This window comes from Microvirga sp. Mcv34, from assembly GCF_024519725.1.
In the GTDB taxonomy this organism is placed as follows: domain Bacteria; phylum Pseudomonadota; class Alphaproteobacteria; order Rhizobiales; family Beijerinckiaceae; genus Microvirga.
On record NZ_JALJRK010000047.1, the window covers coordinates 20762 to 40728 of the forward strand.

The following is a 19967-nucleotide window of genomic DNA, read 5'->3' on the forward strand; positions in this document are numbered from 1 at the left end:
CTCCTCGATCGAGGCTGAATTCCCGTGCACCCACAGCCGTTTCTGTCGTAGGGCAAGGTGCCCGCGCTCAATCCTGGCGGTCGGTCACCGGATAGCCCTCGAATTCCTTGAGGGTTTTGAGCACGAAGGTGGTGTGGATGCGGCCGATTCCGAACCCCGGATCTGCCAGGTAGGCCTCGGTCAGAGCCTCATAAGCGGCCAGCGTCGGAGCCACGATTCGGGCGACATAATCATACTCGCCGTTGACGACCTGGAGTTCGATCACAGCAGGATTGGCTGTCAGTGCTCGTTCCAGACGCTGCCGGGTTCCGGTGGAGGGATCGCGCATGCTGATCCCGGCCAGCGCAATGATGTCATGCCCGAGCGCGGACGGCTCGATCAGAGCCGTATAGCCACGGATGACGCCCTTCTGTTCGAGGCGCCTCACGCGTTCGAGGCAGGGACGCGCCGACAGCCCGACCCGCTCCGACAGAGCCTGGTAGGTGATGCGCCCATGGTCGCGCAGGGCATCGAGGATCATCAGGTCGATCCGGTCGAGGGAAGGTTTGACGCTGCGACTCAGCAGCTTCGAAGGCGGCTTCATGGTTCGGCTCGCACAGGGCCCCCGAGAACGGCACGGGCCGACGACAGATCGTCAGGTCTCTAACCTACGAAGCATGAGCGTTGCAATTCCACATAAGGAATGAGGCAGCGCCACAACCGGCTGCTGCACCCACCAGGGTTCGTCAGTCGGAAGTTGAACGTTCTTCACAATCAGGCCACAATGTATGGATACTATATTGCACAATAGACACCTGATCGTGTTCATTTTTCACAGCTCTATATCGTTTCATTGTTGAAGAGCCTTGAAGCTTGAGTATAACTCTACGTCACTTTTTGAGGGCCAAGATCAGTGAATCTTCTTTCGGAGACGGATGTCGCCGACAGCATTTCGGCGCTTTGCAGATCCCTTAGCGAGAATTGCAGAAGTACAGTCGGCATGGATATGTCACTGACTCACTCTCTCGGCTTCGACTCGCTCAAGCTGATGCAGTTCTTTGCTGGAGTTGAGGAGATGTATCCCGACGCGGCTTTGGAGGACTGGTTCATCGAACACAGCACGGACGGCCGCGACACGCTTCGCAGCGCCGTTTCTTACCTCGTACGATTTCTGCCGCCGCAGACCGCAAGAGGTTGAAACCCGCCTCCCCCTTTGCCAACTAGTACCGGCCTGTCGTCAGCGCCATGAGGGCAGTTGCTGTTTCACGTCGGGATTGGAGGTGCTGTTGTGCTGCGGGATTATATGACCGATCTTCCTCTGGTCGCCATTCTGCGTGGCCTGAAGCCCGAAAATGCCGAGGCTGTCGGCTTCGCGCTGGTCGAGGCCGGCTTTCGGATCATCGAGGTACCTCTCAACTCGCCCGAGCCCTTCCGCAGCATCGAGATCCTGGCCAAGACCATGCCGAAGGACGTGCTTGTCGGTGCGGGAACTGTCCTGGAGCCGGAGCAGGTGGTGGGCGTCCATGATGTGGGTGGCAAGCTCATCGTCATGCCCCATGCGGACTTGGACGTGATCCGGTCCGCCAAGACGAACCGCCTCCTCTGCACCCCCGGCGTCGCGACTCCGACCGAGGCTTTCGCGGCCCTCAAGGCCGGGGCGGACGCCATCAAGATTTTTCCGGCCGAAGCTATTCCCCCTGGCGTCGTAAAGGCCTGGCGGGCCGTTCTGCCGAAGGACGCGCTCGTCCTGCCGGTCGGCGGCATCAAGCCTGACAACATGAAGCCTTATGTGGATGCAGGCGCCAACGGCTTCGGTCTCGGATCGGCCCTCTTCACGCCTGCGATGAGTGTCGAGGACATCGGGCGTAATGCCCGCGATTTCGCGCAGTCCTGGCGAAACCTGACGGCCTGATCCGCAAACTCTGTTCGTTCTGAATGACCTGAGCAGGAACCCCTGGGAGCGAAAGCCGTTCTCAGGGAGAAATGCTTGTTCAAGGAATTCACGATGAAGAAGACGGTACTGATTCTTGCGGCTTCGCTTCTCAGCACGGCCGCCTTCGCCCAGGACACCACCACGACCATCAAGAAGGAACAGGGCATTCTGGGCAGCCAGACGACGATCGAGCGCAAGACGGAGCCGAGCACGACGTCCTCCACCTCGGTCACCACGAGCACGGGTTCAGTGGGCTGCACCACGGAAACCAAGCAGAAGACGGACGAGTTCGGCGACACGACCACCAAGAAGAAGACCGAGTGCTGATCGGGTTCTTGTCTTCGCCAATCCGGGCCCGGCCTCGTGCCGGGCCTTTCCTTTTCGACCGCCTCAGCGGCGGCGTCCGCCCTGCCCGCTGCGGAAAAACGGGACAGTCAGGAGGCGCCGACCGGTCTCGTCGGTGATCTCGAGTTCGATATTGCCCGCGTCGGCCAGCTCGTCCCGTAATTCCTCGACGGTGGCCAGGGCCTCGGCCCGAGCGGCCTCGAGATCGGGGAGTTCAATCCCCTCATCGTCTTCATCGACGTCGTAGCCGTCTCGGATGTTGAAGAAATAGCGGGGCATGGGGATCAAGCTTCGGATGGATGTTTGGCGGGAAGAACGCCCTTGCGGGCGGCAGGTTCGATCAGGCACCTGCATTTTCCTATACACGTCTTTTCCGGAAATGATGACGCCTATCGCAAGGGTGCCGCACACCCGCTCGTTCCATGGAGCTTTTTTCATGAGCGCGCGTTGATTGGCACGCCAAGGGTAATAGCGGGTCAACCGTTACAGGCATGTCATGATCCGTCGCCCTCTCGCTTCCGCCACCCTCATAGGCGCGATCGCCGCGTTTGGAATCACGCCCACCACCGCGCAGACGTCGTGCGGCCCGCGCGAACAGCTCGTGAAGCTGCTGGCCGACCAGTACAAGGAGGATCCGGTCGGGATCGGCCTCGCCCAGCCCGGACAGGTGCTCGAAGTCTTCGCCTCGTCGAAAGGCTCGTGGACCATGGTGATGACCCTGCCGGACGGAAAAGCCTGCCTCATCGCCACCGGCGACAATTGGGAGATGGTCACCAAGATCAAGGGCAACCCGGCCTGAGCGACGCCCGCCAATATCGGCATAATATCGAACCCGCGAGGTATCGAACCTCTAGGCTGAAAAGAGCTGGATCTAAGGGATTGGAGAGTGGCGCGCCCTAGGGGAGTCGAACCCCTCTTTCCTGCGTGAAAGGCAGATGTCCTAACCGATAGACGAAGGGCGCGCATTGCTTCGTGGCAGTGCCTCCGAAGTGGGCGAACCTATAGATGGGTTCGTGACGCATCGCAAGCACCTGATTGGAATTATTCCGGCCTCGCCGCGTCCATGATCCGCACCTCGACCTTCTCGTTGCCGCCCCAACGATCAATGGAGAGCGTCCCGGCCACGTGGAGCGTGTTGCCCATGGCCTGCGACAGCGCGATGCCGAGGGGCTGACCGGCAGCTCGGAAGGCGATGCCGCCGATGATGCTGCCGTCGCCGCCCCTGAGCTTCACACGCATATGCCCGCCGCTGCCCACCTCGCGCGCTTCGACGAGCCGATGCTGGGGAAAGACGAAGACAGGTTCCGGCTGGCCCTGGCCGAAGGGCCCGGCCCGTTCCAGCGCCGTGACTACGGCGGGCTGGGCGCCGGCGGCCGTCAGGGTCGCGTCGATGGCGAAATTGTCCTTCAGGCGCATGGCGCTCACCGGATCGCCGAGCCTGTCGGTCACGAAGCCGAGAAACCGCTCCAGATCGACGGCCTGAATCGTTACGCCGGCCGCCATCGTATGGCCGCCGCCTTTGATGGCGATGCCCGCATCGACGGCGGCGCGTACCGCGTAGCCCAGATCGACCCCGGGGACGGAGCGCCCTGAACCGGTGGCCGTACCGTCCGGATTCAGCGTGAAAGCGAAGGCCGGCCGGCGGAACCGCTCCTTGGTGCGGGCGGAGATCAGGCCGACCACGCCCGGGTGCCACTCGGCGGATGCCGTCACGAGAACGGGCATGTCGGGCAGGCGCTCCAGCGCCATCATGGCCTGCGCCTCGGCCTCGGCGACCGCCACGACCTCGATGGCCTGACGCTCCCGGTTGAGCCGGTCGAGCTCGGCGGCCAAACGCCCGGCCTGCACGGGATCCTCGGTCAGCAGGAGCCGCGAGCCCAAGGCCGCATCGCCGATGCGGCCGCCCGCGTTGATGCGTGGCCCGACGAGGTAGCCGAGATGCCAGCTTTCCGGCGCTCCGGCGAGGCCCGCCGTATCGAGGAGCGCCGCCAGCCCGACCCGGCGGCGGCTCTTCATGATCGCCAGCCCTTGGCGCACGAAGGCCCGGTTGAGGCCGATGAGCGGCACCACGTCGGCAACGGTCGCAAGAGCGACGAGATCGAGGCTCCCCATCAGGTCGGGCTCGGCCCGGCCTTGAAAGAAGCCGCGGGAGCGCAGCGTCCGGTTCAGGGCGACGAGGAACAGGAACACCACGCCGGCCGCGCAGAGATGGCCCAGCCCCGAGAGATCATCCTGCCGGTTCGGGTTCACGATGGCGAGCGCGTCGGGCAGTTGCTCAGGCGCCTGGTGGTGGTCGAGGACGATGGGATCGAGACCGAGACGCTTCGCCTCCGCCAGGGGTTCGAGGCTCGCCGTGCCGCAATCGACCGTCACGAGGATATCGGCGCCCTGCTGCTTCAGCGCCCGGATGGCATCGACATTCGGGCCGTAGCCTTCCGTGATCCGGTCCGGGATGTGGATGGCATAGTCCAGCCCGCAGGCCCGCAGGTACTCGGCCAGCAGCGCGGCGCTGCAGGCTCCGTCCACGTCGTAATCGCCGAAGATCGCCACCTTCTCGTTGCGCTGCACGGAATCGGCCAGCCGGGAGGCGGCGGCCTCCATGTCGGTCAGCACATGCGGATCCGGCATGAGATCCCGCAGGCGCGGGTTCAGGAAACCTTCCGTGTCATGGATGCCCACGCCGCGCCCGGCCAGGACCCTGGACAGAACGTCCGGGAGGCCATGGGTCTGGGCGATGGCGAGCGCAATGGTCCCCTGGGCGGCATCGCAGCGCTCGATCCAGGTGCGCCCGAGGGCGGAATGGGTGACGCCGAGAAACGGCTTCGGCAGCAGAAGAGGAGATGATTCGGTCACAGCGGGAGTTTTATCCGCGAATCGTGGTCAAAGCATCCTGGCAAAGTACCCCAGCTGCTCTTCGGTGGTCATGGCTGCCCTTCGCCCACCGAACACCGGCGTCAGCCCAGCAGGTGGCGGTACTGGATGAAGCCGCTGCGGGCGGCGACCTTGTCGTAGAGAGCCTGGGCCGTCGTGTTGCTCTCATGGGTCAGCCAGTAAACCCGCGCAGCGCCATGGGCCTTGGCCTTTTCGTACACGGCCTCGATGAGGGCCCGCGCCACCCCGCGCCCCCGCGCTTCTTCGGCCGTGAACAGATCCTGCAGATAGCAGTAATCGGCCGTGGTCCAGGTGGAGCGGTGATAGAGGTAGTGGACGATGCCGACGATCCTGCCGTCGAGAACGGCCACCAGGGCATTGATGGGCTCGGCCGGATCGAAGAACCGGCGCCACGTGGCATCGGTCACCTCGGGCGGCAAGGACGATTGATAGAACGTCAGGTAGGCCTGCCAGAGGGGCTCCCAGGCGGCCCCGTCGCTTTCGGTGATGGGGCGGATTTCGATCATGTCACTTCCCTGACTTGCCGCATCGTCATGTTTGGCCTTGCTCGGCCCCAAACGTGCATGGCCGGGACAGGCCCGGCCATGACTCGATCTGGATTGCTCTCAGAACCTCGGGACGAGCTAGTCCAGGTGGAACTTCGACAGCTCCCGGTGCTCGCCGTAGATGCGGCGCACGGTGCCGGTGGCGGAGCGGTAGACCACCGTTTCGGTGGTGATCACGTCCTTGCCGAAGTGAACCCCGCGGGTGAGCGCGCTGTCGGTCACGCCGGTCGCGGCCACGATCACGTCGCCACGGGCGAGGTCCGTCATGTCGTATTTCCGGTTCGGATCGGTCACGCCCATCTGGAGCGCACGGGAGCGCTTCTCCTCGGTGTCGAGGATGAGGCGGGCCTGCATCTGGCCGCCGATGCAGCGCAGGGCGCCAGCCGCCAGAACGCCCTCGGGGGCGGCGCCGATGCCGAGATAGATGTCGATCCCGGTTTCCGCCGGTTTCGTGGTGAAGATCACGCCGGCGACGTCGCCGTCCGAGATCAGGCGGACGCCGGCGCCGGTCTTGCGGATGGCCGCGATGAGGTCGGCATGGCGGGGACGGTCGAGCACGAGTGCCGTAAGTTCGTTCACCTTCACGCCCTTCGCCTTGGCGAGGTTGTTCAGGTTCTCCTCAGGCGAGGCGTCGAGATCGACCACGCCGGCGGCATAGCCCGGGCCGACGGCGATCTTGTGCATGTAGACGTCGGGAGCCGCCAGCAGAGTGCCGGCCTCGGCCATGGCCATCACGGCGATGGAGCCCGGCATGTCCTTGGCGCAGAGCGTCGTCCCCTCCAGCGGGTCGACCGCGATATCGACCTTCGGCCCCTGCTTGTTGCCGACCTTCTCGCCGATGAAGAGCATGGGCGCCTCGTCGCGCTCACCCTCGCCGATCACCACCGTGCCGTCGATGGGGAGCTTGTTCAGCTCACGGCGCATGGCATCCACGGCGGCCTGGTCGGCTGCCTTTTCGTTGCCGCGGCCGCGCAGCCTGGCGGAGGCCACCGCCGCGCGCTCGGTGACGCGGACGAGCTCCAGGGTCAGGATGCGCTCGATGATTTGGCCCGGTTGGACGGTAATGCCTTGCGACATGGACTTGTCGTCTCCCATTTGTGATCGTCGGGGTCCGGAATGGACCGGTGTTGCGTTACTCGCGTTCGATGCGAATGACTTGGGGCGGCTCGGCGATAAGACCATCCCTCGTGATTTTTTCCAAGGCCGAGCGGATCGAAGCTTCCGTGGCCGCATAGGTGATCAGCACCAGCGAGACCGGCGCGCCGGAGCGCCCGTGCGGGTCCTGGGTCGCGGCAATTTCCGAGCGCTTCTGCAGGATGCTCTCCAGGGAGATGTCCGCCTCGGCCATGCGGGTCGCGACGCCCGCGGCGACACCCGGACGGTCGTGGACCGTCAGGCGGACGTAATAGCCGCCCTCGTGGCGCTGCATGGGGGCGCGGGCCGCCTTCTCCAGGCGGTCGGTCCGGGTGCCGAAGAGCGGTTGGACGTTGCCGGTGGCCACATCGGCGATATCGGCCACGACGGCGGAGGCGGTGGCATCGCCCCCTGCCCCCGGCCCGATGAGGGTCAGTTCGCGCACCGCGTCGGCGTCGATGGTGACCGCATTGGTCACGCCCATGACCTGGGCGATGGAGGAGGTCCGGGGCACCATGGTCGGGTGCACGCGCTGCTCGATGCCGGTCTTGGTGCGCTCGGCGACGCCAAGCAGCTTGATGCGGAAGCCCAGCTCCTTCGCCATGGCGAGGTCGAGCGGCGTGATGGAGGAGATGCCCTCCACATAGATCGCGTCCGCGTCGATCTCGGTCCCGAAGGCGAGACTGGTCAGGATCGCGAGCTTATGGGCCGTATCGTAACCTTCGACGTCGAAGGTCGGGTCGGCCTCCGCATAGCCGAGCCGCTGCGCATCCTTGAGGCATTCGGCGAAGGTGAGGCCTTCGAGCTCCATGCGCGACAGGATGTAGTTACAGGTGCCGTTCAGGATGCCGTAGAGGCGCGAGATCCGGTTGGCGGGCAGCGCCTCGCGCAGGGTTTTGATGACCGGGATACCGCCCGCGACGGAGGCCTCGAAGGCCAGGGACACGCCCTTCTCCTCCGCCAGCTTCGCCAGTTCGAGGCCATGTTTGGCGAGCAGCGCCTTGTTGGCCGTGACCACGTGCTTCCCGAGCGAAAGGGCCGTCCGCACCGTCTCGAGAGCTGCGCCGTCCGCACCGCCGACCAGTTCGACCACGCAATCCACATCCGCCGAACGCGCCAGCTCGACCGGGCTGTCGAACCACGTGAAGCGGGAGAGGTCGAAGCCGCGATCCTTGGTCTTATCGCGGGCCGAGATGGCCACGATCTCAACCGGCCGGCCGCCACGCTGGGCGACAGCCTCGTTCTGGCGGTCGAGAATGCGAACGACCGATGCGCCGACGGTGCCGAGGCCGGCAATGCCGACCCGAAGGGGACGTGTCACGAACAACAGCTCCTCAAATTGTCGGGCTGCTTTTACGACCGCCAAGGTGTCCTGTCCATGCGGAGGCGGCATCCGGTGGATTCCGCCCCTGCGAAAATCAGCCCCGACGCACCATCGGCACCACGTTGTGGAGCGTCTGGTCCGCGTGATCGAAGAACTTGCGGATGTTGCGCGCCGCCTGGCGGATGCGCTGCTCGTTTTCCACAAGAGCGATGCGCACATACTCGTCGCCGTGCTCGCCGAAGCCGATTCCCGGCGCCACGGCCACATCGGCCTTCTCCACCAGGAGCTTGGAGAATTCGAGGCTGCCCATCGACCGGAACTTCTCCGGAATCTGCACCCAGGCGAACATGGAGGCGGTCGGCACGGGAACGTCCCAGCCCGCCTTGGCGAAGGACTCGACCATCACGTCCCGGCGCCGCCTGTAGGTGGCGCGCATTTCGCGGATGCAGTCGTCCGGCCCGTTCAGGGCGGCAGTCGCCGCCACCTGGACCGGCGTGAAGGCGCCGTAGTCGAGATAGGACTTCACCCGGGCCAGCGCCGCCAGCAGGCGCTCGTTGCCAACCGCGAAGCCGATGCGCCAGCCGGCCATGGAGAAGGTCTTGGACATGGAGGTGAACTCCACCGCCACGTCGATGGCGCCGGGCACCTGCAGGATCGAGGGCGGCGGGTTCGATTCGTCGAAATAGACCTCCGAATAGGCGAGGTCCGACAGCAGGATCAGCTCGTGCTTCTTCGCGAAGGCCACGAGGTCCCGGTAGAAGTCGAGGGAGGCCACGTAGGCGGTCGGGTTCGACGGGTAGCAGACCACGAGCGCGACGGGCTTCGGAATGGAATGGGCCACCGCCCGCTCGGCCGCGACGAAGAACTCAGGGGTAGGCTCGGCCGGAACGGAGCGGATGACGCCGCCCGCCATCAGAAAGCCGAAGGCGTGGATCGGGTAGCTCGGGTTCGGCACCAGGATCACGTCGCCAGGCTCCGTGATCGCCTGGGCCATGTTGGCGAAGCCTTCCTTGGACCCGAGGGTCGCCACCACCTGGGTGTCGGGGTTGAGCTTCACGCCGAAGCGGCGCTCGTAGTAGCCGGCCTGGGCGCGGCGCAGACCGCCGATGCCCTTGGAGGCGGAATAGCGGTCCGTGCGCGGTTTGCCAACCGTCTCGACGAGCTTGTCGATGACGTGCTGGGGTGCCTGGAGGTCCGGATTGCCCATCCCGAGGTCGATGATGTCGGCACCGTTGGCCCGGGCGGCTGCCTTGATCCGGTTGACCTGCTCGAAGACGTAAGGCGGAAGGCGCTTAATCCGGTAAAAGTCAGGCATGGGTCTCGTCCTCGGGCGGAATCACGGGATTCCGGTATAGGTTCTAAGGCTTTCTCTTGGAATTCGTCTTCTGGCGCGTCTGCTGCGACCCGTTGGCCGGAAGCTTGACCGGCTCCGGGGGCGGCGTCTTGCCGAGTTCCGCGGCCGCGGCGCCGGCGGCTTCGTTCCGGCTCCGCAGGGCATCGAGCTCCGCCTCGGCGGCCTTGACCTCATCGGCCGTGCGTGCCGGCGTCGGCCGGCCTTGGACCGCCGCGCCGATCGGCATGTATTCCAGGTTGGTCGGCCTGGACTGAACTACGAAATCCTGGCTCGCCGCCGTCTGCGGGCCTGCCCCAACGGCCGCTGCCACGTCCCGAACGGGATTGAAGCTGCCGTTGCAGCCGGCAACGAGCATCGTCACGGCGGCAGCCGAAGCACAGCGGATCGAAAAGGACTTCATACGCATTGTGATACCTAAGATCTGCAACATGACTCTGGCATACCCGACGGGTCGAACGTTAAGATGTCGGAAATGCGGCTTGCGAGCAATGCTGCTGCGATAGAGGGAGATCGCCTTATGGACAAGCCATACGGTGAGGAGAAGACTCAAAGCCCCGTGCCGGACTTCGAGGAACTCTCCCGTAACATGGCGCGCTTCGTCGAGGGAGCCGGCAAGGCCGCGGCCGCCTACCTCAAGCCCGTCCAGGAAGGCCAAGCCTCACCCGAACTCTCAAGTGACGCATCGGAAGCCATAAAATCCCTCGGGCGGGTAGCCGAGGTCTGGATGAGCGATCCGCAGAAGAGCTTCGAGGCCCAGTCCCGCCTCGGCACGCAATTCCTGTCGCTCTGGGCCTCGACCCTGAAACGTGCGCAGGGCGAAGCTGCCGACCCCGTGGCCGAGCCGGAGCCGAGGGACAACCGGTTCAAGGACCCGGAATGGTCCGAGAACCCGATTTTCGACTTCCTGAAACAGGCCTATCTCATCTCCTCCCGCTGGGCGGAGGATCTCGTCGAGAATGCTGAGGGACTCGATGAACGCACGCGGCATAAGGCGCAGTTCTATCTCAAGCAGCTATCCAGCGCTCTCTCGCCGTCGAACTTCCTCCTGACCAATCCGGAGCTGATCCGCGAAACCCTCAAGGAGAACGGGGCCAATCTCGTGCGCGGCATGAGCATGCTGGCGGAGGACATCGAGGCCGGGCGTGGCGAGTTGAAGATCCGGCAATCGGACACGAGCCGGTTCAAGGTCGGCGAGAATATCGCCACCACGCCGGGCAAGGTCATCTTCCGCAACGACCTGATCGAGCTGATCCAATACGCCCCTGCCACGGAAAAGGTCCTCAAGCGGCCGCTGCTGATCGTGCCGCCCTGGATCAACAAGTTCTACATCCTCGACCTCAATCCGGAGAAAAGCTTCATCCGCTGGGCGGTCTCGCAGGGGCTCACCGTCTTCTGCATTTCCTGGGTCAATCCGGCCGAGCAGCATGCGGAGAAGGGTTTCGAGCATTACATGGTCGACGGCATCTTCGCCGCGCTCGACGCCATCGAGCAGGCGACGGGCGAGAAGAAGGTGACGGGCATCGGCTATTGCGTCGGCGGCACCCTGCTGGCGACCACCCTCGCCTACATGGCGGCCAAGCGCGACAAGCGGATCGACAGCGCGACCTTCTTCACCGCGCAGGTGGATTTCACCCATGCGGGCGATCTGAAGATCTTCGCCGGCGAGGAAGAGGTGCGCAGCCTCGAAGCCACCATGAAGAAGCGCGGCTATCTCGAAGGCTCGCGCATGGCCAACGCGTTCAACATGCTGCGGCCCAACGACCTGATCTGGCCCTACGTGGTCAACGTCTACATGAAGGGCCAGTCGCCCTTCCCGTTCGACCTGCTCTACTGGAACGCCGATTCCACCCGCATGCCCGCGGCGAACCACGCCTTCTACCTCCGCAACTGCTATCTCGAGAACAAGCTCGCCAAGGGCGAGATGGAACTGGCCGGCGTGAAACTGGACCTGAAGAAGGTGAAGGTGCCGGTCTTCAACCTCGCCACGAAGGAAGACCACATCGCCCCGGCCCGCTCCGTGTTCGTCGGCTCGAAGATGTTCGGCGGACCGGTGAGCTACGTGCTTGCCGGCTCCGGCCACATCGCCGGCGTCGTCAATTCCCCCAGCAAGCCGAAATACCAGTTCTGGACCGGTGGTCCCGTCGACGGCGAACTGGAAGACTGGATGAAGCAGGCGACCGAGACCTCGGGCTCCTGGTGGCCCTACTGGTTCGACTGGATCAAGGCCCAGGCCCCCAGGATGGTCGCCGCACGGGAGCCGGGCGGCGGCAAGCTGGAGCCGCTCTGCGATGCACCGGGCACCTACGTTCTGGAAAAATCCTGAACCCTTCGGGCTTTACCGCGCAATAAAAAAGGCCGGCGCATGAGCCGGCCTTTCTGCTGTCGGGTCGTGGTCGCTCAGTACTTGCGAACGAGCGGAACCGCCGGGATCGCAACCTTCGGGTCGTCCCAACGATAGCGCAGGCCCGCCGAGATGATATCCACGGAGGCATCGACGTTCGCCACGAAGGGAAGGCCCTCGAAGTCCTGGTGACCGGGCAGGATGCGGATATCCGTCTCCCTCGTGAAGATGTGCGTGTAGGCCACGTCGAAGGACAGGCGGTCGTTCCACTGGTAGCCCGCACCGATCGACGCCCAGATGCGGTCGTTGTCGGGGAGACGGGTGGAGCGGATCTCCGTATCGATCGGCGATTGCTCGTAGGCGAGACCGGCGCGCAGGGTCCACTGATCGTTCAGCTTGTAATCCGCGCCGAGGGAGTAGAAGTACCCATCCTCGTAGTTGAGCGGGATGTCCGTGACGGTAACGCCGCCGGGACCAGTCACGAGCGGCGTCTTGAGCACGCTCCAGTTCGTCCATTCGAAACCGGCATGGACCGTGATCGCGGGCGTGATGACCTGGGAAATACCGATCGTGAGCTGGTCGGGGGTCTTCAGCTTCGCGGTGATCGGAACGTTCGAGAACGGGCCCAAGGCGGCGATTGAACCGCGAGGCGCCTCCAGGCTCCCTTCGAGCTCGTGCTCGACCTGGGACCGATAGCCGATACCGATCGTCGTGCCGGCGAACGGCGTGATCGTCACACCGGCCGTGAAGCCGAAGCCGATATCGTCGCCGTCCAGAATGGCGCTCGGAGCGCCGGGTAGGGTCGCGGAAGCGGCCGGAGCGCCCGGGAACGGCACCGCCCGCTTGAGGCGGATGTCGAAATACTGCAGCGACGGGCCGACCGCGAACGAGAACCAGTCGTTCACCTTCACGCCGAGCACCGGGTTCACGTTGACGGAGAAGATCCGGGACGAACGCGAGTAGAGCTGACCCGACCAGTTCTGGCGCGGATCGGTCACGAGGCCGTAGGGCGAGGTGCTCGAGAGACCGACCCAGAACGTGTCGTTAATCTGGAAAGAGCTGTATCCGGACGGAACGAGCGCGTCCTCACCGATATCGCCCGAGCCGCCGAACACGAAGGTCGGAACGGACGGAAGCGGGTTGATGTCGACCTGCGGAATAACGAGCGAAGCATGTCCCTCGCTCCACCAGCCCGGCATCATCGTGATGACGGCGGGGTTCCAGAACATGGAGGAGAGGTAACCCGAACCGGAGGCCGCGCCGGCGAAGGAGTAGCCCTGCGCCGTGGCGCTCTGCTCGCGCAGCGCGAAGGCACCCGCATGCGCGTTGCCCTGGGCGACGATGAGCGCTGCGGCGGAAACCGCGGCCAGCGACAAGGAACGAGAGAGAAGACCCATGGAGATTTCCTGCCCTTATGCTTTTTTGTGCGGGAGAATCCCGCCGTAAGGGCAATGTGCCAATGCTTAATTTTGGCCGCAATCCTTTCGTGAAAGCCGAAGAGCGGATTAACAATTTCTAAATTCGGCTTCTTCCTTTCTTCTTTTACTTCCATTTACGTAACTGGCGCCGAATAAGCGGCAAGTACGCGCCAATGGTTCATATGTAAACCGATGTATAGTCGGCTCTCATCTTGGGGTGAGCCGACTGTCGCCATGACGTGGACATCCGCCGCTTTGTTCGCGCTCGTGGCAAAACGGCAACATATTTGCGGCTAGAACATGCATTGTAGCTCGGCGCATTCGCGCCAATTATGCACGTGCCGTTACGAGAGGAGCGCTTGATGAAGCTGGTGAGATTTGGAGATGCTGGACAGGAGAAGCCGGGACTGATCGATTCCAGCGGCCAGATTCGGGATCTGTCGGGCATCGTGTCCGAGATCGACGGCTCGTCCCTGTCGTCCGGGGCTCTGGAGCGCATCCGCAGGACCGACCCTTCCACCCTGCCCGTCGCTCCTTCGGGGCAGCGCCTGGGAGCCTGCGTCGGACAGGTGCGCAACTTCATCGCCATCGGTCTCAACTATGCCGACCATGCAGCGGAGACGGGAGCGCCGATCCCCGCTGAGCCGATCGTCTTCAACAAGGCGCCGTCCTGCATCGTCGGGCCCAATGACGACGTGATCATCCCGCGCGGGTCGCAGAAGACCGACTGGGAGGTGGAGCTCGCCATCGTGATTGGCGAGCGGGCGTCCTATGTCGGCGCCAACGAGGCGCTCGATTACGTGGCCGGCTACTGCGTCTGCAACGACGTGTCCGAGCGCGAATACCAGCTGGAGCGCGGCGGCACCTGGACCAAGGGCAAGGGCTGCCCGACCTTCGGACCGCTCGGCCCCTGGCTCGTCACCAAGGACGAGGTCCCCGACCCGCAGAACCTGTCCATGTGGCTCGACGTGAACGGCGAGCGCGTGCAGAACGGCTCGACCCAGACCATGATCTTCAACGTGGCGCAGATCGTGTCCTACGTCTCGCATTTCATGATCCTGGAGCCCGGCGACGTGATCACCACCGGCACGCCGCCCGGCGTCGGCATGGGCATGAAGCCCCAGCGCTACCTGAAGGCCGGTGACGTGGTGTCCCTCGGCATCGAAGGCCTCGGCGAGCAGCGCCAGCGCTTCGTCGCCTTCGACGGACCGGCGCTCGACACGAGCAAGAGCTGGAAGGGGAACTGACGGCCCTGTAGGCCCTGCGTCATGGCCGGGCTCGTCCCGGCCATCCACGCCTGATTGCCAGCCCACAGCCCTCATCCTGAGGAGCAGCGCAGCTGCGTCTCGAAGGATCGTCCCACGCGCACTGGAGCCGCCCTCGCCCTTCGAGACGGATTGCTGACGCAATCCCTCAGGATGAGGGCTCCAGCAAGTGCCCGTTGCGTCACCTCTTCGTCATGGCCGGCACGAGGCTGGCGATGACAGGCCCTACGCGAGCCCCAGCATGAGCTGGATGTTCTGCACGGCCGCACCGGACGCGCCTTTGCCGAGATTGTCGAGCCTCGCCACCAGGACGGCGTGATTGTAGCTGTCGTTCTTGAAGACGAAGAGCTCCAGCCGGTCGGTGTCGTTCAGGGCCTCCGGCTCGATCCGCTCGATCCTCTTGCCGTCCCGGAGCGTCGGCACGACGCTGACGAGGCCGCCGTCCCGATAATGGTTCAGCAGCGCCGCCTCGAGATCGGCCGCCTTGGGCTTGGCGGGCAGCAGGTCAAGATGCAGCGGCACGCTCACCAGCATGCCCTGCCGGAAGTTGCCGACGGACGGGATGAAGATCGGCCGGCGGGTCAGGCCGGTGTATTTCTGCAGCTCCGGCACGTGCTTGTGCTCGAAGCCGAGACCGTAGAGCTCGAAGGAAGGCGCCGTGCCGGCCTCATAGGCCTCGATCATCGAGCGCCCGCCGCCGCTATAGCCGCTGACGGCGTTCACGCTGATCGGGTAGTCGGCCGGGACCAGGCCCGCATCGATCAGCGGCCGGATGAGCGCGATGGCGCCCGTCGGGTAGCAGCCGGGATTGGCGACCCGGTCGGCCCTGGCGACCGCCTCCCGCTGCGCCGGGTCGAGCTCGGCGAAGCCGTAGACCCAGCCCGGAGCGACCCGGTGGGCGGTGCTGGCGTCGAGGATGCGGGGCTTCTTGCCGGCAAGGCCGTCGACGAGGCTCACGGTCTCCCGGGCGGTATCGTCGTGCAGGCAGAGCACCACCAGGTCGACTTCGGCCAGGATCTCGCGCTTGGCCGCGGGATCCTTGCGCCGCTCGGGATCGATGCTGCGGATGGCGACGCCCTTCACGTCCCTCAGGCGCTCGCGGATGCCGAGGCCCGTCGTGCCGGCTTCGCCGTCGATGAAGACCGTCCTGGTCTGCTGGTCGAGGCCTGATGATCTGTCGAGCGTCGCGGTCATGGTCGATCCAATCTGTCGTCGATGCTGGAGATAGGGCGAAACGCTTCAGCCCTGCAAGGTTTCAGAAAAACAAAAGCCGCGCTCCCGGCGCGGCTGGCAGACGAGCGGACGAACGGCCCTCATCGCAGGCGCGCAGGCGCGGCGAAGTCACGACGTCGGATGTCTGAAAAGATCGTCATGGCGCGATCTATGCGGCCGCAAGGCCATGCTTGTCAAGGAACCGCGTCGGAACCCGCGAGGCCTCCCGAGGTTGCTCCCGCAGTTTCAGGTCAGACAGGCGGCTCGCATGGCAGGCACAGCGAAGAAGACCAATCCCAAGCTCTGGGAGATGGTGAAGGCGAAGGTGACGAAGGGGGCCAAGGGCGGCAAACCCGGCCAGTGGTCCGCCCGCAAGGCCCAGATGGCCGTCGCGGAATACAAGAAGGAAGGCGGCGGCTACGAGGGCCGGAAATCCGCCGACAATCACCTCCGGCAATGGGAGGATGAGGATTGGGGCACGAAGTCAGGCCGAAAGAGCGGCGAGACCGGGGAGCGCTATCTGCCGGCGAAGAGCCGCAAGGCGCTGACGGACGGCGAATACAAGCGCACGACCGAGAAGAAGCGGGCCGACACACGCAAGGGCCGGCAATTCTCCAAGCAGCCGCGGGACATCGCCAAGAAGGCCGCAGCCGCGCGCAAGACCTCGTCTTCCGCCACCAAGGCGCAACTCATGGAGCGGGCGCGCCGACGGGACATTCCCGGCCGCTCGCGCATGACCAAGGCCGAACTGGAACGCGCCCTGGCCTGAATGAGAAAAGGGCGGCCCGAGAGCCGCCCTTTCCGAGATATCTGGTTGAATAAGCCTTAGCGCTTCGAGAACTGGAAGCTGCGGCGGGCCTTCTTCTTACCGTACTTCTTACGCTCGACGACGCGCGGATCGCGGGTCAGGAAGCCTTCCTTCTTGAGCGGGCCGCGAAGCTCCGGCTCGTAGTAGGTCAGCGCCTTGGCGAGGCCGTGACGGACCGCGCCGGCCTGGCCGGAGAGACCGCCGCCGTCGACGTTGACGGTGATGTCGTACTGGCCTTCGCGCTGGACGATCTGGAGCGGCTGAGCGAGGATCATGCGCAGCACGGGACGGGCGAAGTAAACTTCCGCCGAACGGCCGTTGATCACGATCTTGCCGGAACCGGGCTTGATCCACACGCGGGCCACAGCGTCCTTACGCTTGCCGGTGGCATAAGCGCGGCCGAGTGAATCGAGCTTCTGGACATGCTTCGGAGCTTCCGGAGCGGCGGCCTGGGCGTTCTGGCCCAGATCGGCGAGAGACTGAAGAGTCGCCATGGATTAGGCCCTCACGTTCTTGGCATTGAGGGCAGCAACGTCCAGGACTTCAGGCTGCTGAGCGGTATGCGGATGCTCAGCGCCGCCATAGACGCGCAGGTTGCCCATGATCTGACGGAAAAGCGGGCCGCGGGGAAGCATGCGCTCCACAGCCTTCTCGACCACGCGCTCAGGGAAGCGGCCGTCGAGAATGAACTTCGCGGTGCGCTCCTTGATGCCGCCCGGATAACCGGTGTGGTGATAGTACACCTTCTGCTCGCGCTTGCGGCCGGTGAACACCACCTTGTCGGCGTTGATGACGATGACGTTGTCGCCGCAGTCGACGTGGGGCGTGTAGTTCGCCTTGTGCTTGCCGCGCAAGCGCATGGCAACGACCGAAGCGAGACGGCCCACAACCAGGCCCTTCGCGTCGATCACAACCCACTTCTTCTCGACCTCGGCGGGCTTCAGCGAAGTCGTAGTCTTCATTGCGCTGTATCCCGTTGGAGCCGTATGGCTCAGGTTCTGAAAACGACAAACCGCCGCGAGACGCGACGGCGAGTGAGGGCTGTTTAGTAAGATCGAGCGCCGAAGTCAACCGCATTTTCATCGGAGTAAGTCCCGTAAAACCCTTATAAAACAACGGCTAGAGGCATAATGGTATCATAACACCACAAAAGCGGCATTAGGATACCACATACCATTGGCTTCGGGCGGATTACCGCTATGCTTGGCCGTGCGGCTCGTGCCGTTGCCAGATTCGGAGAGGCTTCCGATGACCGACGAATTGATCTTCTTCACGAATCCCATGTCCCGCGGCCGTATCGTCCGCTGAATGCTGGAGGAAACGGGCTGCCCCTATCGCACGGAAGTGCTCGATTTCGGCCCGGACATGAAATCGCCGGGCTATCTGGCGATCAACCCCATGGGCAAGGTGCCGGCGATCCTCCACAAGGGAAAGGTCGTCACCGAGGCGGCCGCGATTTGCGCCTATCTGGCGGATGCGTTCCCGGATGCCGGACTTGCCCCGCCCCTGTCGGAGCGGGCCGCCTATTACCGCTGGATGTTCTTCGCGGCGGGTCCGGTGGAAGCCTCCTTGAGCAACAAGGCGTTCGGTTTCGAGGTCCCGGCCGACCGGCGCGGCATGGTCGGCTATGGCAGCATCGAGAACGTAGTCGATGCCCTGGAATATGCCGTCACCCAATCCGAGTACATCGCCGGCGACCGGTTCACGGCGGCGGACGTCTATGTAGGCTCTCAGATCGGCTGGGGCATGATGTTCGGCACGCTCGACAAGCGCCCGGCCTTCGACGCCTATTGGCAGCGCATCAGCTCGCGTCCCGCGGCCGTCCGGGCGCGGGAGATCGATGATGCGCGTGTGCCCAAGAGCCAAGGATCTGCCTAGGAAGATCAGGGATCCTGACAATTGGGAATACGCCGGATAGCCGACAGCAGAAGCATCTGCTGCTTGTTGCTGAGAACAGCTTCATTGGCGCACATATGCATGGCCGCACATGCTTTGACCGGCTCAGAGGGCCAAGTTTCGTTGCCCTCGATAGCCGACGCGCATTTGCGGTGAGCATCCTTCCACTCCCAGGAGGAAGGTTGAGCCATCACGGGCTGAGTCATCAGCACCCCGATGAGGGTGATCATCCGTGCGGTCCGCATGTTCATCGCTCCGGGATCGAATAGGTCCCGGTTGCATGGCAGACCATGTCGGGGCTCCCCTCCGATGTGATCGACACATCGCCGACCGCCAGACGCTTGCCGAGCTTCAGCAGGCGGCAATCGGCGATGAGCGCGCGGGGCTCGGGCTTTCTCAGGAAGTTGAAGTTGAGGCTCGTGGTGACGGCGAGCGCCACGGGGCCGATATGAGCGAGAATGGCCGCATAGAGGGCAAGGTCCGCCAGCGCCATCATGGCCGGCCCCGAGATGGTGCCGCCGGGACGCAAATGGCGCTCGTGGTACTCCATGCGCATCCGGGCGGAGAGAGGCCCGATCTCGTCCACGAAGTAGCTGCGGCCTCCCGCATGCATCTGCGGGAATTCCCGGTCGAGGAACACCGTCAACTCGTCTTTCGTCATGATCGGATGATGCGAAGCCATGCGTCAAATGCTCATTGAACTGCCCTGCCCTATCCCATACGTTTCCTTCATGAAGCACGACAATTATCCGAACGATTACATTCGCGGCATCCTCAACAGCGTGAAGACCATCGCGCTGGTCGGCGCCTCGCAGAATCCGGCCCGTCCGAGCTGGATCGTGACCAAGTACCTGCTGGAGCGGGGCTACGACGTGATCCCGATCAATCCGGGACTGGCCGGTGGCGAGCTCCTCGGCAAGACGGTTTACGCCTCCCTCAAGGAGGTGCCCGTTCCCATCGACATGGTGGAGATCTTCCGCAATTCGGAAGCCGCGGGTCCCATCACCGACGAGGCGCTGGCGCTCGACCCGCTGCCCAAGGTGCTCTGGATGCAGCTCTCCGTCCGCAACGACGAAGCCGCCGCCAAGGCCGAAGCGAAAGGCTTGAAGGTCGTCATGGACCGCTGCCCGAAGATCGAGTTCGGACGCCTCTCCGGCGAAATCTCCTGGCAGGGCGTGAACTCCCGGATGCTGAGTTCCAAGAAGCCGGTTCTGTCGGGCAAAGGATTCCAGAAACTGAGCCTCAACCGGCCTTGACGCTCGCCCGCTCGGAAGAGTGCTCCCCGCTGTCATTCCGGGCCAGAGATGGCGCAGCCATAGGACGGGAAGGGACACCATCGCTCGGCGCTTGGTCGCAGATCCCCTTCCCGGCCTCCGGGGATGACGCCCGCTCACGTCGCTCTACCGAGAGACACCCCCTACGTCATCACCGGCCTCGTGCCGGTGATCCCAATCCATTGAGGCACGGCGCTCTTCGGATCAGGGTGGCCGGGACCGATCCGCGGATCAAGTCCGGAGACGG

General features: G+C 64.2%; 24 protein-coding genes and 1 tRNA gene. 9 read left to right on the forward strand and 16 right to left on the reverse strand.

Translation table 11 applies throughout. From position 1 onward, the window contains the following. Positions 1-67: 67 nt before the first annotated feature. On the reverse strand, positions 68-583 hold the full coding sequence (locus OC446_RS20805; protein WP_262030930.1) for an Lrp/AsnC family transcriptional regulator: 516 nt from the start codon (positions 581-583) through the stop codon (positions 68-70). Positions 584-979: 396 nt separating this feature from the next. Here OC446_RS20805 and OC446_RS20810 point away from each other — a divergent pair, with 396 nt between their 5' ends. The 3 genes from OC446_RS20810 to OC446_RS20820 all read left to right on the forward strand — a co-directional run bounded on the left by OC446_RS20810 (position 980) and on the right by OC446_RS20820 (position 2239). Continuing rightward, on the forward strand, positions 980-1177 hold the full coding sequence (locus OC446_RS20810; protein ID WP_262030931.1) for a hypothetical protein: 198 nt from the start codon (positions 980-982) through the stop codon (positions 1175-1177). Positions 1178-1282: 105 nt separating this feature from the next. Continuing rightward, a complete protein-coding gene (locus OC446_RS20815) occupies positions 1283-1891 on the forward strand; it encodes a 2-dehydro-3-deoxy-6-phosphogalactonate aldolase (protein ID WP_262030932.1) in 609 nt (202 codons plus the stop codon). Between the two features lie 93 nt (positions 1892-1984). Then, the gene (locus tag OC446_RS20820) at positions 1985-2239 is read left to right on the forward strand and encodes a hypothetical protein (RefSeq protein ID WP_262030933.1); all 255 of its coding nucleotides are present in this window, start codon (positions 1985-1987) and stop codon (positions 2237-2239) included. 63 nt (positions 2240-2302) lie between these two features. On the opposite strand, the gene OC446_RS20825 is transcribed toward OC446_RS20820, so the two are convergent. Beyond that, a complete protein-coding gene (locus tag OC446_RS20825) occupies positions 2303-2536 on the reverse strand; it encodes a DUF6894 family protein (RefSeq protein ID WP_262030934.1) in 234 nt (77 codons plus the stop codon). Between the two features lie 217 nt (positions 2537-2753). Between OC446_RS20825 and OC446_RS20830 the strand changes: the two genes are divergently transcribed. Next, a complete protein-coding gene (locus OC446_RS20830) occupies positions 2754-3056 on the forward strand; it encodes a hypothetical protein (protein ID WP_262030935.1) in 303 nt (100 codons plus the stop codon). Positions 3057-3144: 88 nt separating this feature from the next. On the opposite strand, the gene OC446_RS20835 is transcribed toward OC446_RS20830, so the two are convergent. The 7 genes from OC446_RS20835 to OC446_RS20865 form a co-directional block, all read right to left on the reverse strand. After that, positions 3145-3219, reverse strand: a tRNA-Glu gene (locus OC446_RS20835). A gap of 79 nt (positions 3220-3298) precedes the next feature. Further along, the gene (gene recJ / locus OC446_RS20840; protein WP_262030936.1) at positions 3299-5110 is read right to left on the reverse strand and encodes a single-stranded-DNA-specific exonuclease RecJ; all 1812 of its coding nucleotides are present in this window, start codon (positions 5108-5110) and stop codon (positions 3299-3301) included. 101 nt (positions 5111-5211) lie between these two features. Next, positions 5212-5655 carry a GNAT family N-acetyltransferase gene (locus OC446_RS20845; protein WP_262030937.1) on the reverse strand — a complete coding sequence of 148 codons (444 nt, stop codon included), beginning with the start codon at positions 5653-5655 and terminating at the stop codon, positions 5212-5214. Positions 5656-5772: 117 nt separating this feature from the next. Beyond that, a complete protein-coding gene (gene glpX, locus OC446_RS20850) occupies positions 5773-6771 on the reverse strand; it encodes a class II fructose-bisphosphatase (protein ID WP_262030938.1) in 999 nt (332 codons plus the stop codon). 55 nt (positions 6772-6826) lie between these two features. Next, entirely contained in the window at positions 6827-8149 is a 1323-nt protein-coding gene (locus tag OC446_RS20855) for a homoserine dehydrogenase (RefSeq protein WP_262030939.1), read from the reverse strand. Positions 8150-8246: 97 nt separating this feature from the next. Beyond that, positions 8247-9467 carry an LL-diaminopimelate aminotransferase gene (locus OC446_RS20860; protein WP_262030940.1) on the reverse strand — a complete coding sequence of 407 codons (1221 nt, stop codon included), beginning with the start codon at positions 9465-9467 and terminating at the stop codon, positions 8247-8249. A gap of 43 nt (positions 9468-9510) precedes the next feature. Further along, complete coding sequence (locus OC446_RS20865; protein WP_262030941.1) at positions 9511-9912, reverse strand: hypothetical protein; 402 nt, start codon at positions 9910-9912, stop codon at positions 9511-9513. 111 nt (positions 9913-10023) lie between these two features. Here OC446_RS20865 and phaC point away from each other — a divergent pair, with 111 nt between their 5' ends. Then, complete coding sequence (gene phaC / locus OC446_RS20870; protein ID WP_262030942.1) at positions 10024-11829, forward strand: class I poly(R)-hydroxyalkanoic acid synthase; 1806 nt, start codon at positions 10024-10026, stop codon at positions 11827-11829. A 74-nt stretch (positions 11830-11903) separates the two neighbouring features. Here the strand turns inward: phaC and OC446_RS20875 are convergent, their stop codons facing one another. Beyond that, positions 11904-13244: an OmpP1/FadL family transporter gene (locus tag OC446_RS20875; protein ID WP_262030943.1), complete on the reverse strand. Its 1341-nt coding sequence runs from the start codon at positions 13242-13244 to the stop codon at positions 11904-11906. Positions 13245-13627: 383 nt separating this feature from the next. Between OC446_RS20875 and OC446_RS20880 the strand changes: the two genes are divergently transcribed. Next, positions 13628-14512 carry a fumarylacetoacetate hydrolase family protein gene (locus tag OC446_RS20880; RefSeq protein ID WP_262030944.1) on the forward strand — a complete coding sequence of 295 codons (885 nt, stop codon included), beginning with the start codon at positions 13628-13630 and terminating at the stop codon, positions 14510-14512. Positions 14513-14755: 243 nt separating this feature from the next. Here OC446_RS20880 and argC read toward each other — a convergent pair whose 3' ends face one another. Beyond that, on the reverse strand, positions 14756-15724 hold the full coding sequence (argC, locus tag OC446_RS20885; RefSeq protein WP_262030945.1) for an N-acetyl-gamma-glutamyl-phosphate reductase: 969 nt from the start codon (positions 15722-15724) through the stop codon (positions 14756-14758). 286 nt (positions 15725-16010) lie between these two features. Here argC and OC446_RS20890 point away from each other — a divergent pair, with 286 nt between their 5' ends. After that, a complete protein-coding gene (locus tag OC446_RS20890; protein ID WP_262030946.1) occupies positions 16011-16511 on the forward strand; it encodes a hypothetical protein in 501 nt (166 codons plus the stop codon). Positions 16512-16567: 56 nt separating this feature from the next. Here the strand turns inward: OC446_RS20890 and rpsI are convergent, their stop codons facing one another. The 3 genes from rpsI to OC446_RS20905 form a co-directional block, all read right to left on the reverse strand. Beyond that, on the reverse strand, positions 16568-17044 hold the full coding sequence (rpsI, locus tag OC446_RS20895; RefSeq protein ID WP_262030947.1) for a 30S ribosomal protein S9: 477 nt from the start codon (positions 17042-17044) through the stop codon (positions 16568-16570). Positions 17045-17047: 3 nt separating this feature from the next. Next, a complete protein-coding gene (gene rplM, locus OC446_RS20900) occupies positions 17048-17512 on the reverse strand; it encodes a 50S ribosomal protein L13 (RefSeq protein WP_009492703.1) in 465 nt (154 codons plus the stop codon). A gap of 174 nt (positions 17513-17686) precedes the next feature. After that, entirely contained in the window at positions 17687-17824 is a 138-nt protein-coding gene (locus OC446_RS20905; protein ID WP_262030948.1) for a hypothetical protein, read from the reverse strand. A gap of 34 nt (positions 17825-17858) precedes the next feature. Here OC446_RS20905 and OC446_RS20910 point away from each other — a divergent pair, with 34 nt between their 5' ends. Beyond that, positions 17859-18428: a glutathione S-transferase family protein gene (locus OC446_RS20910; protein ID WP_262030949.1), complete on the forward strand. Its 570-nt coding sequence runs from the start codon at positions 17859-17861 to the stop codon at positions 18426-18428. A gap of 5 nt (positions 18429-18433) precedes the next feature. Here OC446_RS20910 and OC446_RS20915 read toward each other — a convergent pair whose 3' ends face one another. Together OC446_RS20915 and OC446_RS20920 are read right to left on the reverse strand one after the other, a co-directional pair. Then, complete coding sequence (locus OC446_RS20915) at positions 18434-18676, reverse strand: hypothetical protein (RefSeq protein WP_262030950.1); 243 nt, start codon at positions 18674-18676, stop codon at positions 18434-18436. Between the two features lie 17 nt (positions 18677-18693). Further along, the gene (locus OC446_RS20920) at positions 18694-19128 is read right to left on the reverse strand and encodes a PaaI family thioesterase (protein WP_262030951.1); all 435 of its coding nucleotides are present in this window, start codon (positions 19126-19128) and stop codon (positions 18694-18696) included. A 49-nt stretch (positions 19129-19177) separates the two neighbouring features. Here OC446_RS20920 and OC446_RS20925 point away from each other — a divergent pair, with 49 nt between their 5' ends. Continuing rightward, on the forward strand, positions 19178-19702 hold the full coding sequence (locus tag OC446_RS20925) for a CoA-binding protein (RefSeq protein WP_262030952.1): 525 nt from the start codon (positions 19178-19180) through the stop codon (positions 19700-19702). Positions 19703-19967 lie beyond the last annotated feature (265 nt).

Bases quoted from the DNA above. Each gene is read 5' to 3' on its own strand.
- OC446_RS20805 (WP_262030930.1), bottom strand. From the start codon at position 583: ATGAAGCCGCCTTCGAAGCTGCTGAGTCGCAGCGTCAAACCTTCCCTC.
- OC446_RS20810 (WP_262030931.1), top strand. From the start codon at position 980: ATGGATATGTCACTGACTCACTCTCTCGGCTTCGACTCGCTCAAGCTG.
- OC446_RS20815 (WP_262030932.1), top strand. From the start codon at position 1,283: ATGACCGATCTTCCTCTGGTCGCCATTCTGCGTGGCCTGAAGCCCGAA.
- OC446_RS20820 (WP_262030933.1), top strand. From the start codon at position 1,985: ATGAAGAAGACGGTACTGATTCTTGCGGCTTCGCTTCTCAGCACGGCC.
- OC446_RS20825 (WP_262030934.1), bottom strand. From the start codon at position 2,536: ATGCCCCGCTATTTCTTCAACATCCGAGACGGCTACGACGTCGATGAA.
- OC446_RS20830 (WP_262030935.1), top strand. From the start codon at position 2,754: ATGATCCGTCGCCCTCTCGCTTCCGCCACCCTCATAGGCGCGATCGCC.
- OC446_RS20845 (WP_262030937.1), bottom strand. From the start codon at position 5,655: ATGATCGAAATCCGCCCCATCACCGAAAGCGACGGGGCCGCCTGGGAG.
- glpX (WP_262030938.1), bottom strand. From the start codon at position 6,771: ATGTCGCAAGGCATTACCGTCCAACCGGGCCAAATCATCGAGCGCATC.
- OC446_RS20860 (WP_262030940.1), bottom strand. From the start codon at position 9,467: ATGCCTGACTTTTACCGGATTAAGCGCCTTCCGCCTTACGTCTTCGAG.
- OC446_RS20865 (WP_262030941.1), bottom strand. From the start codon at position 9,912: ATGCGTATGAAGTCCTTTTCGATCCGCTGTGCTTCGGCTGCCGCCGTG.
- phaC (WP_262030942.1), top strand. From the start codon at position 10,024: ATGGACAAGCCATACGGTGAGGAGAAGACTCAAAGCCCCGTGCCGGAC.
- OC446_RS20875 (WP_262030943.1), bottom strand. From the start codon at position 13,244: ATGGGTCTTCTCTCTCGTTCCTTGTCGCTGGCCGCGGTTTCCGCCGCA.
- OC446_RS20880 (WP_262030944.1), top strand. From the start codon at position 13,628: ATGAAGCTGGTGAGATTTGGAGATGCTGGACAGGAGAAGCCGGGACTG.
- argC (WP_262030945.1), bottom strand. From the start codon at position 15,724: ATGACCGCGACGCTCGACAGATCATCAGGCCTCGACCAGCAGACCAGG.
- OC446_RS20890 (WP_262030946.1), top strand. From the start codon at position 16,011: ATGGCAGGCACAGCGAAGAAGACCAATCCCAAGCTCTGGGAGATGGTG.
- rpsI (WP_262030947.1), bottom strand. From the start codon at position 17,044: ATGGCGACTCTTCAGTCTCTCGCCGATCTGGGCCAGAACGCCCAGGCC.
- rplM (WP_009492703.1), bottom strand. From the start codon at position 17,512: ATGAAGACTACGACTTCGCTGAAGCCCGCCGAGGTCGAGAAGAAGTGG.
- OC446_RS20910 (WP_262030949.1), top strand. From the start codon at position 17,859: ATGCTGGAGGAAACGGGCTGCCCCTATCGCACGGAAGTGCTCGATTTC.
- OC446_RS20915 (WP_262030950.1), bottom strand. From the start codon at position 18,676: ATGATCACCCTCATCGGGGTGCTGATGACTCAGCCCGTGATGGCTCAA.
- OC446_RS20920 (WP_262030951.1), bottom strand. From the start codon at position 19,128: ATGGCTTCGCATCATCCGATCATGACGAAAGACGAGTTGACGGTGTTC.
- OC446_RS20925 (WP_262030952.1), top strand. From the start codon at position 19,178: ATGAAGCACGACAATTATCCGAACGATTACATTCGCGGCATCCTCAAC.